Raw genomic sequence first — 15934 nt, forward strand, 5'->3', positions numbered from 1 at the left:
CCTACCGTCCGCCCACGATCGAACTCCACGCGAAATCCCAGCTCACAGCCGCTTTGACCGCTTACGGGAGGGAAGATCCCTTCGCATGCGCGCTCCCCGGCCGGCGCAGCGTGCTCCGATGGCCGCCGCGGCCCCGGTCGTCGCGCAGCCCGCGATCCAGCCTGCCGGCACTCCTCGCAGGCCACGCACGCGGACGCCGCTCCTGCGGCATCGGCCCCGGCCGCGTGCTCGAAGCGCGGCCAGTCGCCGCAGGAGCGGCGTCTGCGCGGAACCCGGACCTGGAGGATCGGGTGCGCCCGCAGGACTGGGCGCGGGGTTCCGCACCACCCGTATGACCCGGACGGGGCCGCGCATGTGTCCCGGCCGGGCGAGGTACGTCAGAGCGGAAGAGCCCCATCGACCATGGCTTTCAGGTTTGCCGGCAGATCAGGCGAGTCCCGCCAGTGCTGGGCGATCAGTAAGAGCGCGACCCACGAGCCGTGCGCCTCGTCGTCCGGCTGCCCGGAATACACCGCCTCCAGCACCGGCCTGCCCAGAGCGTTCACGACCTCGTACAGGGCATCGGCCCCGTTCCGCTGTATACGCCATACCGGCCGCCTGCCCGCCGGTGGACTGCCAAATCTCCTTTGCAGGGGAAGAGTTGACGCCGCGTCGGGAGGGCGATGCGAAGCCGTGCCCGGGAACGGCCGGTCACGCGAAGTGGCGGGAGGGCTGGAAGTCGTGCGGGCAGGTGGGGAAGAGGTCGGAGAGGATCTCGCAGCGGATCGCCCCGGTCAAGGCCGCGGCCAGGAAGCGGGTGAAGGTGAGGTCGACGTGCTCCCACCAGGGGCAGCGGGCCTCGTTGACCATGACCGTCCAGGCGTCGGGGTCCTGGCCGGGGCGGGCGAGCCAGTACAGGAACTCCCCGTTGTCGGTGGACGCCCACGGGATGAGCCGGGCGCCGGCTTCGCCGAGTTCGGACGGCTTGGCCTCCCCGCCCTCCCAGAGCTGCCCGTTGGCCTCCGCGCGCTCCTCGTCGGCCGTGATGAGGTCGTAGAACGTGTTCGCGCAGCCCGGCTCCAGGACCCACAGGTAGCCGTCGACGCGGCCGCCCCCGTAGGCGTCGATGAAGGCCTTGTAGTCGGCGGGCAGATCGGCCCGGAGCCGGTCGCGTACCGCCTGCCAGTCCTTGGCCCGGACGCCGCCGGGCCGGGGCAGCAGGCCGAAGAGGGCATCGAGCGCGTCCTCCACAGGGCCTCACCTCCACTCGTCAGGGAGGACGAGGCTACCGGCACCAGCCCTGCGGCGATGAGGGCGGCGGCGGCAGCGACCTCAGCTCCCTCATGACTTTCAAGGCAGTACTGGGTCTGAATGGTGCGCATCAGCGTCGTCCGGATCACGGGCGCGCGCTCGTCCTCGGCGGCTTCGCCCAGCGCGCCGGCGAAGTCCGCGGCCATGCCGTTCTCGAACGGACCGATGCCCCAGGTTCCCATGATGATCTCCTCGCGCCGATAAGGCCGTCATGGGGCCAGCAGGACCCGCTCGCATACGATTCAACACTCGTCACCTGCCGAGTTCCCGACAGAAAGACAAGCCCATGCGTTGGTCACAGTTGTACGTTCCCACCCTGCGCGAGAACCCGGCAGACGCCGACGCCGTGAGCCACCGGCTCCTGGTGCGCGCCGGGTTCGTGCGGCAACTGATGGCCGGGCACTACTCGCTGCTGCCACTGGCGGTGCGGGTGCGGGGCAAGATCATCGAGGTGGTGCGCGAGGAGATGACGCGCATCGGCTCGCAGGAGTGGATCCTGCCCGCCATGCACCCCGCCGAGATCTGGCAGCGTTCGGGTCGCTGGGAGGTGATGGGTGACGAGATGTTCCGCCTGAAGGACCGCAAGGGCACCGACCTGGCCCTGGGCATGACGCACGAGGAGATCTTCACCACCCTGGCCCAGGAACTGTCCTCCTACCGCCAACTCCCGCAGATGTGGTACCAGTTCCAGACCAAGTTCCGCGACGAGCCCCGACCCAAGAGCGGCCTGCTGCGGGTGCGCGAATTCACCATGAAGGACTCGTACAGCTTCGACGTCGACCAGGCCGGACTGGACCGTTCCTTCGACCTGCACCACGAGGCGTACACCCGCGTCTTCGCCCGGCTCGGCATCCCCGCCCTCCCGGTCCAGGCATCCAGCGGCAGCATGGGTGGATCCGCCTCGGTGGAGTTCATGGCCCCCACCCCGGCCGGTGAGGACCTGGTCGTCCACTGCCCCTCCTGCCGGTACGCGGCCAACGTCGAGAAAGCCCTCTCCGCCCTGCCCGCCGTCCAGGACGGCGAGGCGCTCGCCACGCCCGAACGCTTCGACACCCCCGAAGTCCGCACCATCGAGGACCTGGCCCGGCTGCACGGCGTCCCCGCCGAGCACCAGATCAAGACCCTGGTGTTCATCGCCGACAGCCACCCGCTGCTCGTGCTGGTGCGCGGTGACCACAGCCTGGTCGAGCAGAAGCTCCTCGACGCCACCGGGGCCCGGGCCGTCCGCCCCGCCGACGCCGACGAGATCAAGAGCGTGCTCGGTGCCCTCCCCGGCAGCCTCGGCGCGGTCGGCGTCACCGGACTGACGGTGCTCGCCGACCACGCCCTGGCTGGTCGCACCGCCATGACCACCGGCGCCAACCAGGACGGCGTCCACCTCCGCGGCGTCGACGTCGCCCGGGACATCGCCGTCACCCACTGGGCGGACCTGCGCGAGGTCCGGGCCGGCGAGCCCTGCGTCGAGTGCGGTACCGCCCTGGAGGTGGTGCGCACGGTGGAGGTCGGCCACATCTTCAAGCTCGGCTACAAGTACACCGAGGCACTCGGCGTCACCGTGCTCGGCCAGGACGGCACCGCCGTCAAGCCGATCATGGGCAGCTACGGCATCGGCATCGAACGCGCCATCGCCGCCATCGTCGAGGCCCACCACGACGAGAAGGGCATCGTCTGGCCCGCCGCAGTCGCCCCCTTCGAGGTCGCCGTCGTTCCCATCGGGAAGAACGACGAGCAGACCGCAGCCGTGGTGGACGATCTGTACGCCCAGCTGCGGGCCGAACGCATCGACGTGGTCCTGGACGACCGGGACGAACGGCCCGGCGTCAAGTTCGCCGACATCGAACTGGTCGGCATCCCCTACCGGATCACCGTCGGCCCGCGCGGCCTGAAGGAGGGCGTGGTCGAGGTCACCACCAGGGCGACCGGAGAGACTGCGCAGGTCCCCGTGGTGTCCGCGGCTGCCCACGTCGCTGCCCTCCTGCGGTCGGCCGACTGACCGGCGAGAGCACGCGCAGGTGAAGGTGCTCGACGCTGGCTCCGGCGTCCGTGCCGGCGTTGGCGATGAGGTTGCACGGGCGGGCGGTCAGCTCGGCCGTCCGCCGCATCACCGCGGCGCTGACCTTCGGGTCGGCGGTGAAGTCCGGCACGTGCCTGGCCGTCACCGGGCGCAGCGGGACGATGGCGATCGCGCCCGGACACCGGCGCACCACCGCCGGCCGGGGCCCGGCCGGCGGCGATCGCGCAGAATGGGCACCCGCCCGCGCTGGGGCAGGCGTTCACTGCTGGATCATCGGCCGGCGCACGTGCAAGTGGAGCGCCTCGGCGCCGAGCCCGGCCGCGCGCACGCCCTCCCGGACCGCCCGGGCCACCCGAACCGACCTGTGCCGCCCCCCGACGCACCCTGCCGCGACGCGGATCAGCCGGTGCTGCGGGTCGCCGACCTCGGCGACCAGGTCGAGCACGGCGGCCACCGTGTGCCGCACCAGGGCGCCGATCCCCGCAGTGGCGTCCACGTGCGCGGCAACCTGGGCGTCGAACCCGGTCAACTCGCGCATCGCCGGGTCTGAGTGCGGGTTCCTGTAGGAGCGCCGGAGGTCGAGCAGGATATCGGCCTCCGGCACCGGGTCACCGTGGCCATAGCCGAAGGAGAGGATCTGCACCTGCACCAGGCGGTCGTCCGCCTCGAGCACCACGGCGTCGTCGGGGCAGGCCGGGGCCGGGTCCATCTGATAGGTCGTCATGCCTCTATACCACCGCCCGGGCGCTGCATCCGGTAGGGGTCGCCTGTCGCCTGTTGGTCGCTGGCGGCGCGGCCGGGTCCCGGACTCGAATGCCGAGGCACCACACCCGGACACGCGCCCCGGGCGGGGACGGCCAAGGCGCGGCGTGCCCACCGCAGTACGACGGACCCGGTGTGGCGCGGGATCGGGTGCGCTGTTCACCTGGCGACCGTACCCCGACGTCCCGGGCCGAAGTGCCGACGATCGTCCGCGCCACCCACCTCCGCAACCAGGCGACAGGCACCGGTATCAACCCCGGCAACCTGCTCAACCTCTTCGTCAAGGGCTACGTCGACACCGTCATCGCCCGCATGGGCCAGGAGAACAGCAGGGCGGCGAAGCGGTGACCCTGGCGGTCCGGCCGACCCGGTGCCGACGCACTGGACGACCGAGGTCGTCGGTGGGCGGGGGCGGAGGCAGGGGTGCTCAGGGCCGCCGACAGGGTGAGGGTGGCGGCTCACGCGGACAGCAGTGGGCACAGCGGGGCCGCCGGTGTCCGGCGGGTAGGCCTGACGGCCCGACGGGGCGCGGCGCTCACGTCCGCAGGCCGGCCCCGCCTTGGCGCGGCGGCATCCGACCGAGACCGGGTCAGCCCTTGCAGGCTCTTCGGAAAGCATCTCCTGGGCCGCTGCGCCGAACTCGGCGGTCCTGCGGTCCAGGCGGAGAGGGCCGACGGTCAGGCGGTTGGCGTCGGGGCGAGCGGCAGGGCAGCGAGGTGGGTGCGGACCTTCTCGTCCTGGCCGGCCGTGACCTGCCGGATGAACAGGATCGCCAGGGCCGCGGCGGCGACGCCGGTCACCTGGTGGTAGGGCGAGAAGCCGTCGGGGTGGTCCTGGAAGCGGATGGCGATCACTCCTCCGAGGGTCTTGGCGAGCCATGCGGCCCACCAGGCGTCGACCACCCAGGTGCCGCCGGTGCCGCTCGCGCGGTGGATGTCCAGCGCCACGCGGCGCGGTATCCACCACATCGCCAGCGGGATGAACCACGCGCCGACGGCGAAACCGGGCGCATACCGGTGCGTTCCGGGCGCGAAGACCTCGGCGTTGCGCCGGCAGCGCCGGAACCAGCACAGGAACACCACGATGCCGCCGAAGTACAGCAGCACGGACGCCGGGAGGGTCCAGGTGAACAGCGCCGACCTGGTACCGCCGGCCACTCCCACCGCAACCTGCAGGACGGCCTGCGCGCCGATGACCACCTGGGCAGCCAGGGCCAGGCGCCGGGGATCGGCCACCGCCCCTCTGTAGCCCAGGGCCCGCGGCGTGCTTCCCATAACAGATCCAGAGTCCACCACTGCCCCCGACAGCCACGCCTGCGGTGCCGGTCACGCGCAGAGATCGTCTGGAGGATAGGGGCCCTCCGGCCGCGCTGTCCACGCCCTTTTCCGGCCGCGCCCCGCTCCGACCTGTACGGATACCGCCCTCGACAGCACCCGGCTCTCGCAGGGGCGTGAGGTCCGGGCCGGGCAGCGCGGCGCGGGCGATTCACGGGGCCTGCTGCGCGTCCTGGAAGGCGCAGTGGATGGCAGGTCCCGCCCCGGCTACGGATAGAGCGTGACGCACGGTGTCCCGGCCGCTGCCTTGCACGCCGGGCAGTCCACGCCTGCGACCTGCTCCGCGGTGAGCTGCCGCCCGATCGACGGCGTGATCCCGGGGCCCCGGATCGTCCACGGCCTCGCACCGGCATCCGGTCGGCAGGACGGGCGGCGAGGTCCCGGAAAGGTGCCGATGGACAGTCACCTCCCGAACGGTCCACCTGCGGCGGCCGATACGGTGTGCCTTCGATCAAGGGAGGACGTTTGTCCAGATGCTTCGCCGCAGCCCTCGTCGTGGCGGCCTTCGCCGTCGCCGGCTGCACCACCGGCGCCGAACCACAGGCCGGCGGGCCCGCCTCCGCCTCCGTCTCCGGTGCCCCCGGGCCGGCGTGCAGCGCCGCGCCGAGCCCCACCGAGAGCCGAGACGACAACTGGACGGGGCCGCTCCCGGAGGAGATCCGCTGCTTGCCGCACGTCGCGGAGGGCTCCCTCACCTTCATGGCGAATGGACCGACCCCCGGCGGATGGAAGGCCCTCGACGTCCACGTCACCCCCGACACCGACCCCGCCCAAACCCGGGCACTGTGCCACCGCATCACCGAACTCGGATGGGGCAGCGGCGGTCCGCAGGACATCACCCTGCTCATGGTCAGCGGAGCGGGCCACTTCCAGTCGGTGCCCGGCCAGCCCGTCTGCTTCGACGGGAACCACCCGACCTCCTCGCCAACCGCACCGTGACGCTGGCGCCCCGGCGGGCCAGCCGGGGCGCACCAGGTGGCGGGCGGCGTCCGCGCCGACGACGGTGCGCTCGCACAGCGCGCACACCGCCCCGTCCTCGGCGGGCCGGGCATTCACCGTACGGCTCCACCGGCGCGCCTGGGCCCTCCCCGACCAGGTGCCCGGCCCCGGCGACGACGTCGGCGCTGTACCGCCGGCACACGCCGCGCTCCGGGTTCGGCGCGCTGACCGACGGCGCTGGGGCAGTTGACGGACCGGCTCGGCACAGCGGCTCGGAGGTGTGCCGGCAGAGGGTTCCCCTGGCCGGGCGCCCGTCCCGGGCCGGAGAAACCGCATCTCCAGGAAGCCTGGCGACAGCAGGGTCCCGGATCGCACGGAAGCGCGGGGAGATTGCCTGCCGCGCGCCGGGCGGCGTCCACGATCCGTCAGGAGATGTTGTCCACGAAGGCGATGTCGGCCGAGTAGAGGCCGTCGACGGCCCTTTTGACCTCGGCGAGCGGGACAGCCTTGTCCGCCTGGTAGTAGACCCAGTTGACCTTCGTGTCCCAGGTGCGGGTGCCGGTGACGCTGGCAGGCAGGTCGATGAGCCAGGAGCTGAAGCGGATGCTGAGAGGTTCGCGCGGGTAGGACTTGCCGTCGCTGGTGAACAGGTTGGTCCCGTCCATCGAGTACGTGACCTTGCCGTTGTCCGCGGTGATCATCATGGTGTGCCAACCGGCGAGGCTGCGCTTGGTGTCGCGGGTGTCGCGGTCCCCGGCGGTGGAGCTGCGCCAGCTGGTGGTGTCCAGCCGGGCTCCGACGGCCCCCCAGCCTCCGTTGGGCATGTACTCGAAGTCGAGCTCGCTGTACTTCGGCGTTGAGGGGCCGGGCGAGATCGCGTAGAAGCACTCGTTGATGTGGTCACCGTCGCGTCCGTTGCCGGCTGGCCGGTCGGTGAAGAACACGCGCGCGGCGAGCGTTCCGTTGACGAACTCGCCCCGGGTCCGGCCCACTTCGGTCTGCCGAGTGCCGGCAGGGGTGCCGTCGGTGGTCAGGCGCACTTGCATGGCGCGACCACCCTGGGCGTCGGCGGTCTCGGGGAACGTGGCGCCGTCGGTGGTCCAGGTGTCTTGAATGCCGGGGCCGCCGCCGTCGGTGCGGACCTCCCAGCCGTGCGCGGCGAGGGCGGGATCCTGGGGGCCGGTGTAGCGGAAGCTGTCGAACAGCACTCCGGGCGGTCCGACCTGCACAGTGGCGGAGGGCGACGGGGTTGTCGGCACCGCGGTGGCGGCCGTGGTGCCGGAGGCCGCATCGGCGGACCCCTGCGCCGTGCAGCCGCTCAGGGTGCACAGGGCGGTCAGCGGCAGGGCGAGCAGCAGGGTGTGCCGCAGCAGGCGGCGTGCACGCCGGACGGTTCGGGTCATTGCTGTTCCTCCGGCTGGATGCAGAGGGCGCGGCAACACGCTTCGCATCTGTCAGGTCTTCAGGATTGGCCGCCATCGTAGCCACGCCCCCCCTGCAATGTTCAATCCCGTCCCGGCCCATATTGGTCAGATGTGTCCGAATTATCCGGTGGATTCCCTCTTGGCGGACGCCTGAATCTTGGGCCGCAAACGCGAATGGAGTGTGGCAATCATCACCATAGGCGGGCGTCTCAACCAGGCGAGATGACCGTTTTGCCACGACCGAATCACCCTGGGCAATCACACCTCCCACCTTCCGTCACCCACGGTCACACTCCTGTGTCATCGGGGCGAATAATTGATGATCCGCTGACGATCCGTCGATATATCCTCTCGCTGGTTTTCACAGGAACCACACGTTCGGCGGTCCCGCCGTGACGCCAGGAAGCAGGGAGTTGGCCATGTCAGGCACAGTCGCGCCGAGCGCCGCGGCCGAGGCCGCGCGCAGCAGGCACCGCCGCGGTCGCGGTGTCGAGCCTGCTGCCGAGGTTCGCTCGGCGCGCTACGACACGATGATCCTGGTCCCGGCGCGCAACGAGGAGGCCGGCGTTCTGACTTCGCTGGAGTCCCTCGCGGCCCAGAGCCGGCGTCCGGACCTCGTCGTCGTCGTGGTCAACAACTCCACCGACCGCACACGGCAGTTCGCCCAGGAGTTCGCCGACCGCCCGGACTCCCCGCCCACGGTGGTGCTGAACCTGGACAACAACCCCCACAAGAAGGCTGGCGCGCTCAACTACGGCCTGAACTGGGTCCGGGAGGCGGTCGGCGGCCGGCTGACCGGCGCGGTGGGACACGTGCTCGTGATGGACGCCGACACCGAACTGCACCCCAAGTTCCTGGAACGTGCCCGCAACGTCATCGCCAGCGACCCTCGGATCGGCGGCGTCAGCGCCGCCTGCTTCGGCCGCACCGGCCTGTGGAGCAACCCCTGGCAGCGCTACCTGCTGGGCATGCAGATCATCGAGTACGGTGCCGCCGCCAGCGCCCGCTACCGCCGCGACGTCCACACCATGTCCGGCGCCGGGTCCTTCTACCGGGCCGAGGCGCTGCAGAGCCTCATCGACTGGCGCGGCGAGGTCTTCTGGGAGGACCACCGCAACCTCGTCGAGGACTACGAGACCACCATCGCCCTCAAGGAGTCGGGCTGGAAGGTCACCGCGAACGAGGCCTGCATCGCCTACACCGACCTCATGCCGTCCCTTCGCCAACTGACCCAGCAGCGTGAGCGCTGGAGCCGCGGCACCGTCGACACACTCCGCGCCCGCGGATGGACGAAATACACCTGGCACTCCATCAGCACCATGGTCCTGGCCCTGCTCGGCGCCGTCTACGTCCTGGGATGGGGCTCGAGGCAGATCGTCCTCGCCGCCCGCTACGGCCTTGACCACACCCCGCTGATGCTGGCCATGGTCGCCTTCTGGGTCCTCTACCCCGCCCTGCGCGTACGCAAGCTCGGCTGGAAGGCCATGCTCGTCGAAGCCCTCATCCTTCCTGAGCTCATCTACAACATCGTCCGCACCTACTGGCTCCTGTCCTCCGTCCTCAAGTCCTACTTCACACGCGTCTCCGCGTGGAAGTGACCGAGCAAGAACCCGGTAACCATGAACAGCCTCAAGGGCTTCGGCCTCTGCGCGCTCCTGGCCGCCTTCATCTTCGGCCTCACCCGCGTCCCGAACGCCAGCCACGTCTTCCTGGCGCTCAGCATCGTCATCATCGCCACCTGCACCGTCACCTTCGCCGCCTCCATCCGGCGCAGCCGCCGCGACCGACGCCTGGCAGGCGTCACCGGCCGCCGCCGCCGCGCCTGACCGCTTCCTCGGCACCCTCCCACGAACCGGGCACCGCAGCGCCGCGTGTGCCCGCCAACCGCAGGCTCCGTCGACAGGGCGAGCACATGCTCCGGCGGCCTGCAGCACCGCCACAGCCCCTTGGGCACAGCGACCGCGCTGCTCCCCGGCAGGTGAGGGCGGTGACCTTCCGGGATCCGGTCAGCGGCCGGTGACCGGATCGACGAGCACCACGTTGCAGCCCTCGCCGACGGCATAGGCGCACACCACCTCGGCGACGCTCCGGTGGATGCTCCCGTCCGCCTCGACCAGGCCCGCCTGCCAGGCACGGTGCAGCGACACCGCCGGCAGCGTCCGCGTCCGGTCGTGGGCCAAGGCCACCAGGTCGCCCAGTGCGAGCCGCCCGTTCACCCCGCCGTCGGCCAGGAACCGCAGGCTGGCCCCGATGACAGCGGCCAACGGCGCGGCCGTCCGAACGCCGGTGTGCAGCAGCAGTTCATCCGTCACCGATTCATTACCCATGGTGACCATCCTAGAGTGTCCGATGCGCCCCGCCCGCTGGCCCGCCGGAGGCAACGCGAAGGGCCCGCCTCTCCCGAGGAGGTACGGCTGATCGCCGATCAGTTCGCCCTTGAGTACCGGCGTTCCGCGCACCTGCGCCACGGCTGATTCCGGCGGGCCGCAGCCGCCCGGCGCAGTGCTCGGATCGTCGGGGTGCGTCGCTGCGGCCGGAAGCACCGCCGTGCCCGGGTTCCGGCGCGGCCGTGAAGCCCCCGTGGCCCTGTACCGGGACCGCTGCGCCGTCGGCCGCCCCGGGCCGTCCTCAGCAGGGCGGTCAGCTCGCTTTGACGGCGGCGTTCACCCGGCGGGCGCGGCGTCAGCGAGTGCCTACCGGCGGGTGGTTCTGGTAGGTGCTCGCCTGGAGGCGCCAGAGCCGGGCGTACAGGCCGTCGGGCTGGTCCTGGAGGAGCTGGTCGTGGGTGCCGTGCTGGACGATGCGGCCGCCGTCGAGGACGACGATCTTGTCGGCGGTGCGGGTGGAGCCGAGGCGGTGGGTGATCAGGGCGACGGTGCGGCCGGCGGCGATCGCGCGGACGCGGCCGTAGAACGCGGCTTCCGCGAGGGGGTCGAGGGCGGAGGTGGGTTCGTCGCAGATGACGAGCGAGGCGTCGGCGCGGTGGAAGGCGCGGGCGGCGGCGAGGCGCTGCCACTGGCCGCCGGACAGGTCCCGGCCGCCCCACTGGGAGGGGGCGAGGTTGGTCTCCAGGCCGTCGGGCAGGCGGCGGATCACGTCGTCGGCGCCGGCGGCCTCGGCAGCGGCGAGGACGGCATCGTCGTCGGTCGGCCCCTGGCCGAGGGTGATGTTCTCGCGGGCGGTGGCGGGCCAGCGCGAGACGTCCTGGGGGATCATCGCCAGGCGGGACCAGAGCTGGTCGGGGTCGGCGTCGGCGAGGTCGGTGGAGCCCCAGCGGACGGTGCCGGCGGTGGGGTGGTAGAGGCCGGCGATGAGCTTGGCGAGGGTGGACTTGCCCGAGCCGTTGTGGCCGACGATCGCGAGGACCTGCCCGGGCTCCACGGTCAGGTCGATGTCCTCCAGTGCGGGCAGGGCGCTGCCCGGGTAGGTGAAGGCGACGTGCTGCAGGGTGATGGCGGCGGGGCCGTCGGGCAGGGGCGCGGGTGCGGCGGGCAGGCGGGTGCGGCGGGCGCAGTCGGTGAGGAAGTCGGCGTGGTCCTGCAGGTACAGGCCGGTGCGGTAGCTGGTGTTGATGCCGTTGACGAGTCCGGTGAGCAGGGCGCGGGCGCTCTGGACGGCGACGAAGGCGGTGCCGGCGGCGGGCAGCGGGATGCGGCCGGCGGTGACGAGCCACAGCAGGGCGGCGTAGACGGCCAGGGCCGCGGTGCCGGCGAGGGCGTCGCCGGTGAGCTGGCGGCGGGCGGTGGCGCGGCCGGAGTGGAGGGCGGCGGCTTCGAGGCGGTCGGTGACGGTGCGGAACTCGCGCAGGAGCCAGGGGCGCATGGTGTTGGCGCGCACGTCGAGGGCGGTGGGGCGGCCGGAGATGTTGTAGATGAGGGTGTGGCGCTGGCGGCGGTCGGCGAGGGTGTGGCGTTCGGCGAGGTGGGCGGCCTGGGCGGCGGTGATGGCGGCCCAGGCGCGGGGCAGGACCGCGAGGAGCAGCAGGGGCAGCAGGAGGGGGTGGAGGGTGGTGACGGTGCCGGCGGCGACGAGGATGCCGAGCAGGGCGCCGAGGACGGGCCCGAGCGCTTCGACGGCGAGGTGGGCGTCCTTGCTGGCGCGGTTGGCGGCTTCGGAGGCGTCGCTCCAGGCGGGGTCGTCGTAGGAGGCGAGGGGGACGCGGCTGGTGGCGTCGAGGAACTGCTGCTCGGCGAGGGAGTCGACGCGGGGGCCGAGGCGGGAGGCGACGGCACCGGTGGCGGCGGCGGCGAGGGAGCGGATGGCGGCGGCGGCGGTGATGACGGTCAGGGCGGGTAGGGCGGTGTGGACGCGGTCGAGGACGGGGCCTTGGGCGAGGAGGGCGGCCAGGCCGTGGCGGGTGCCGTAGAGGAGGGCGGCGGGCAGGGCGCCGACGGTGATCTGGAGGGCGGCGAGGATCAGCAGGGCGCGGGGGTCGGCCTTCCAGGCCAGGCGCAGCGCGGTGCTCCACAGGGCGGGCAGGCGTCGGGCGATGGCGGTGAAGGGGTGGGCGGGTGCGTCGTCGTGCTTCTCGGCGCTGACGGTGTAGCGGCCGATCGCTGCCGGGGTGGTGGTCCGGCGGCGGGGCCAGGGGAGGCGGAAGGAGGTTCGGGTGGGGGCGTCAACGCGCTGAGTGTCTGTCACCCCTGGCGCAACGCTCACTCGTTCGGGTGGTCACGGTGGCGCAGGGTGGCGAATTTCAGGGGTGTTCGATGCGCAGGGCGGCACGGTAGGGCCAGGCGCGGTCGCTCTCGTCCTGGCCGATGATCGCGTCGGAGGTCTCCGTCCAGGCGTGGAAGCCGTGGGGGGCGAAGCGGGCGCCCAGGACCCAGGTGAGGCGGCGGCCGGTGAGGGCTGCGGCGAGGAAGGTGGCGAGGGACTCCTCCAGGCACGCGGAGCGGCCCGGCCACCAGCGCCCCGTCTGGTGAACGGCTTGGGCGAGGTTGCGGGCCGCGCCGGTGGCGGAGGGGCGGCCGGGCAGGCGGGTGGCGCACCGGGCGACGGCGAGGGCCGCGCGCAGCGGCAGGCAGCGCAGCAGGGTGACGGCGAGGGCGAAGGCGGCGGCGGCCGCGATCCGGTCGGTGGGGCGCAGCGGCCGGCGGGCGGCGAACAGGACCTCCTTGTCGGGGCGGTGTTCGGGGGTGGGGGCGGGGTGCAGGAGGTCGGCGGCGGCGAGGGAGGCGTGCAGGGCGGTCATGTCGGCGCGGATGCGGTCGGGGTCGGCGCCGGTGGCGCTCCAGTGGTCGACGAGGACGTCGATGGCGCCTCGGGGGTCGCTGGTGGTGGTGAAGTGGTGGTGGGCGTGGGCGCCGACAGGGTCGAGGGCACGCCAGCGGCCGCGTCCGCGGCGGGTGTCGAGGACGGCGAGGGAGCCGTCGGCGGCGCGGGCGGCTGCAAGGGCGCTCATGCGTGGGCCTCCTGGCGGGCGGGCTGGTCGGTGCTCTCCCACCAGTGGGTGCGGGGCGGGAGGGCGGCGAGCCACAGTTCGGTGGCGATGAGGGTGTGCAGGCCGTGCAGGGGAACCGTCTCGCCGCGGACGGCGGCGGCGAGCGCGGCGCGGGCCCGGTCGGCGTCGAGGAGACCGGCGGCGGTGAGCTGGGAGGTCTCCAGGATCCGGTGGAGGGTGGGCGCGTTGGCGCGGATGCCGGCGTAGAGGCTGGACGTGAACGCGGTCTTGGTGCGCCGGTGCAGCACCGTGTCGGGGACGGTGCCGGTGAAGGCGGCGCGGGCGAGGGGTTTGAGGTCGCCGGGTCGGCGGCGCTGCCAGGCGGGGACGGCGTGGCAGGCGTCGACGACGGGGGTGTCGAGGTAGGGGGCGTGGATGTCCAGGTTCCAGCGCTGGCGGGCAATCTCGGCGTATTCGGCATGGCCGGCGCCCATCATTTCCAGGGCAGTGCGCTGGGCATGCCGGCCCGGGGCGGTGCCCGCTTGAGCGGTGTCCGCGTGGTCGGCGACCAGGTCCGCGAGGGCGGTGCGGCCCGTGGGGGTGAGCCAGGCGGCGCCGGGCAGGGTCGAGCACCAGGACAGGGGCAGGTGCGCCCGTAGGGCGGCGTCGATCGGGGCGGGGCCGCGCAGGTGGGCGGCGAGCTCGGCCAGGGCCCGCGGGTAGGGGGTGCGCAGCGTGGTGGCGGCCTGGCGCAGGACGCGATGGGCGGGGATGCGCCAGGTGCGGGCGAGGGCTGCCAGGTGGCGCAGGGCCTGGGCGGGGTGGCCGGCGAGGTGGAGATCGAGTGCGGCGGCGGCGGGCGCGTCGAGGACGTCGTCGCCGCCGCGGCCGGTCAGGTGCGCAGCCGAGCCTGCGGCGAGGGCGGGGGCGAGTTGGGCGTCCTTGATGGCCAGCAGGCCCAGGGTCAGGGCGGGCAGGTCGGTGTGCGGGAGAGTGGCGGGATCGTCGAGGCCGGAGAAGTGCAGGACACCGTGGCCGCCGCGCACGACGCGGTGGTCGATGCCCGGCACGGCGGCTGCGATGCGCCGGGCGTGGTCGAGGTCGTCCTGCCGGTCGAGGTCGGGGTCGGTGTAGGTGGTGGCGAGGATCGGGTGCGGGGCGGTGCGTGCGGCCAGGACGGTCAGGGTGGAGCTGTCGATGCCGCCGGACAGGTCCGCCGACAGCGGGTCGAAGCGCCGGGTGCGGCGCACGACGGCGTCGGTCAGGGCGGTGTTGAGCTGCTCGGCACCGTCGGTGAACGTCAGCTCCGCGTCGGCGGCGGGGACGGGTTCGGTGTGCGGCGGCCGGCCGGGGGTGAGGATCAGGCAGCGGCCGGGCGGGACGCGGTGGATGCCGGGGAAGAGGCTGTGGGTGCTGGCGTCGAGGCCGCGGACGGCCAGCGGGGCCAGCAGCGCGGCGGGGGCCGGGGCGCGGTCGGTGTAGGCGGCCAGCGGCGTGGCGGCGGTGGCCCACAGCACGGCTTTCCCGACGGTGCGCCAGTAGAGCGGGACCGTGCCCGCGCGGTCGCCCGCCACCCGCACGGTGCCGTCGTCGTGCTGCACGATGCCCAGGTACGCGCCGGGCTGTCGCAGGGCGCTCGGCCAGCGGCCGGCCGCCGCGTCCCGGGCCGCGGCCGTCCACTCCTGCTGCGTGGCCAGGCACAGGCCCACGGCGTGGGTCTTCAGCCCGGGCGCGTCGGCGGTCAGGACCTCCTCGCGGCGGTGGCCGGTGATCCAGATCCTGCTGCCGTGCCTGTCCTCGAGCGGCCTGGCGCCGCGCGGGCGCCACGGGGCCGGGGTGTGCGGTAGCGCGACAAGGCCCGCGACGAAGGTGCAGTGTGCCGTCCGGATCCGCTTCGGCCGTGGCGCCGTAGGCGGGCAGGCGGCCCTCGGTCAGCCAGTCGTGCCGGATCGCGTCGAGCCGGTCCCACAGGCGGCGCGGGCCGCCCTGGTGGACGGTGGGCGCCTGGCCGGTGGGGCCGGTGGCGCGGGCCCACGACCCGTCGGGGTGCACCATGACCGCCGTGCGCGCACCGTGCTCCTGCGCGAAGCCGTGCCGGACGCCGGGGACGGCCAGGGCGTGGGCGCTCATCAGCTCCCAGGACCTCTGGACGTCCACCACGGGGTAGCGGCCCGTGGTGACCTGCTCGCCTTCGGCGCTCCAGGCGCGGCGGTTGTCGGGCGGCGGGGGGTAGTCGTCGCCGCGGCGGGTGTGCATGAAGCCGGCGCGCTCGGGGGTGACGGTGCCGCGGGCACTGCCGTCGTCCTGCAGGTCGAGGGCCACCACCAAGCCGGTGCCGGAGAGGTTGGCGACCAGGCGGCCGCCCGGGCGCAGCGCGGTGAGCCAGGAGGAGGGGATGCCGGGCACGGCGACGGTGGCGATGATGCGGTCGTAGGTGCCGGGGAGCGCTCCGGTGAGGTCGAGGGTGTGCAGGGCGGGGTGGTGGCCGGCTTCGTCGAGGCGGCGTCGGGCGGTGTCCACGAGGTGGGGGTCGATGTCGACGGAGGTGATCTGCTTGTCGCCGAGGCGCTCGGCGAGCAGGGCGGTGCCGTAGCCGGTGCCGGTCACGCACAGGACGGTGGAGGTGTTGGTGAGCAGGGCGTGCCGGTACATGGCGATGAGGAGGGTGGGCAGGGTGCTGCTGGAGGTGGGCAGGCCTTCGGGGTGGTCGTCGGGGCCGGCGAGGTCGGCGTGCAGCGGGCCGACGCGGGTGACCAGGGTGTGGTCGTGGTAGGCGGCCGACAGCCAC

General features: G+C 73.0%; 14 protein-coding genes and 2 pseudogenes. 5 read left to right on the plus strand and 11 right to left on the minus strand.

The features are described from left to right. Positions 1-377 precede the first annotated feature (377 nt). The 3 genes and pseudogenes from ACIP60_RS25350 to ACIP60_RS25360 form a co-directional block, all read right to left on the minus strand. On the minus strand, positions 378-545 hold the full coding sequence (locus ACIP60_RS25350) for a hypothetical protein (protein ID WP_400688067.1): 168 nt from the start codon (positions 543-545) through the stop codon (positions 378-380). Between the two features lie 145 nt (positions 546-690). Continuing rightward, positions 691-1230: an SMI1/KNR4 family protein gene (locus ACIP60_RS25355; RefSeq protein WP_400688069.1), complete on the minus strand. Its 540-nt coding sequence runs from the start codon at positions 1228-1230 to the stop codon at positions 691-693. Between the two features lie 56 nt (positions 1231-1286). Continuing rightward, positions 1287-1472: pseudogene (locus ACIP60_RS25360) on the minus strand (DUF4259 domain-containing protein); the annotation flags it as partial. A 104-nt stretch (positions 1473-1576) separates the two neighbouring features. On the opposite strand from ACIP60_RS25360, the gene ACIP60_RS25365 reads away from it, so the two are divergent. Beyond that, positions 1577-3283 carry a proline--tRNA ligase gene (locus tag ACIP60_RS25365; protein WP_400688071.1) on the plus strand — a complete coding sequence of 569 codons (1707 nt, stop codon included), beginning with the start codon at positions 1577-1579 and terminating at the stop codon, positions 3281-3283. A 280-nt stretch (positions 3284-3563) separates the two neighbouring features. Here ACIP60_RS25365 and ACIP60_RS25370 read toward each other — a convergent pair whose 3' ends face one another. Then, a complete protein-coding gene (locus tag ACIP60_RS25370) occupies positions 3564-4028 on the minus strand; it encodes an ATPase (RefSeq protein WP_400688073.1) in 465 nt (154 codons plus the stop codon). Between the two features lie 233 nt (positions 4029-4261). On the opposite strand from ACIP60_RS25370, the gene ACIP60_RS25375 reads away from it, so the two are divergent. Beyond that, positions 4262-4414: a hypothetical protein gene (locus tag ACIP60_RS25375; protein ID WP_400688075.1), complete on the plus strand. Its 153-nt coding sequence runs from the start codon at positions 4262-4264 to the stop codon at positions 4412-4414. 329 nt (positions 4415-4743) lie between these two features. Here ACIP60_RS25375 and ACIP60_RS25380 read toward each other — a convergent pair whose 3' ends face one another. Further along, entirely contained in the window at positions 4744-5301 is a 558-nt protein-coding gene (locus tag ACIP60_RS25380) for a DUF4328 domain-containing protein (RefSeq protein WP_400688077.1), read from the minus strand. 564 nt (positions 5302-5865) lie between these two features. On the opposite strand from ACIP60_RS25380, the gene ACIP60_RS25385 reads away from it, so the two are divergent. Next, a complete protein-coding gene (locus tag ACIP60_RS25385; protein WP_400688079.1) occupies positions 5866-6339 on the plus strand; it encodes a hypothetical protein in 474 nt (157 codons plus the stop codon). Between the two features lie 425 nt (positions 6340-6764). Here ACIP60_RS25385 and ACIP60_RS25390 read toward each other — a convergent pair whose 3' ends face one another. Continuing rightward, a complete protein-coding gene (locus ACIP60_RS25390) occupies positions 6765-7742 on the minus strand; it encodes a glycoside hydrolase family 16 protein (RefSeq protein WP_400688081.1) in 978 nt (325 codons plus the stop codon). Positions 7743-8182: 440 nt separating this feature from the next. On the opposite strand from ACIP60_RS25390, the gene ACIP60_RS25395 reads away from it, so the two are divergent. Further along, positions 8183-9361: a glycosyltransferase family 2 protein gene (locus tag ACIP60_RS25395; protein WP_400688083.1), complete on the plus strand. Its 1179-nt coding sequence runs from the start codon at positions 8183-8185 to the stop codon at positions 9359-9361. Between the two features lie 21 nt (positions 9362-9382). Next, a complete protein-coding gene (locus tag ACIP60_RS25400; RefSeq protein ID WP_400688085.1) occupies positions 9383-9589 on the plus strand; it encodes a hypothetical protein in 207 nt (68 codons plus the stop codon). Positions 9590-9769: 180 nt separating this feature from the next. Here ACIP60_RS25400 and ACIP60_RS25405 read toward each other — a convergent pair whose 3' ends face one another. From ACIP60_RS25405 to ACIP60_RS25425, 5 genes and pseudogenes are all read right to left on the minus strand, one after another. Continuing rightward, positions 9770-10231 (minus strand): hypothetical protein, encoded by a 462-nt coding sequence (locus tag ACIP60_RS25405; RefSeq protein ID WP_400688087.1) that lies wholly within the window; start codon positions 10229-10231, stop codon positions 9770-9772. A 214-nt stretch (positions 10232-10445) separates the two neighbouring features. Then, the gene (locus tag ACIP60_RS25410) at positions 10446-12404 is read right to left on the minus strand and encodes an ABC transporter ATP-binding protein (protein ID WP_400688089.1); all 1959 of its coding nucleotides are present in this window, start codon (positions 12402-12404) and stop codon (positions 10446-10448) included. A gap of 55 nt (positions 12405-12459) precedes the next feature. After that, positions 12460-13167, minus strand: a complete 708-nt coding sequence (locus ACIP60_RS25415) for a lasso peptide biosynthesis B2 protein (protein WP_400688175.1) — start codon at positions 13165-13167, stop codon at positions 12460-12462. Continuing rightward, positions 13164-14855: an asparagine synthase-related protein gene (locus tag ACIP60_RS25420; RefSeq protein WP_400688091.1), complete on the minus strand. Its 1692-nt coding sequence runs from the start codon at positions 14853-14855 to the stop codon at positions 13164-13166. Before ACIP60_RS25420 ends, ACIP60_RS25415 begins: the two co-directional genes overlap by 4 nt. A gap of 688 nt (positions 14856-15543) precedes the next feature. Next, positions 15544-15798, minus strand: a pseudogene (locus ACIP60_RS25425) (methyltransferase domain-containing protein); the annotation flags it as partial. Positions 15799-15934: the final 136 nt, after the last annotated feature.

Source organism: Kitasatospora sp. NPDC088783 (assembly GCF_044750705.1).
GTDB lineage: Bacteria > Actinomycetota > Actinomycetes > Streptomycetales > Streptomycetaceae > Kitasatospora > Kitasatospora fiedleri.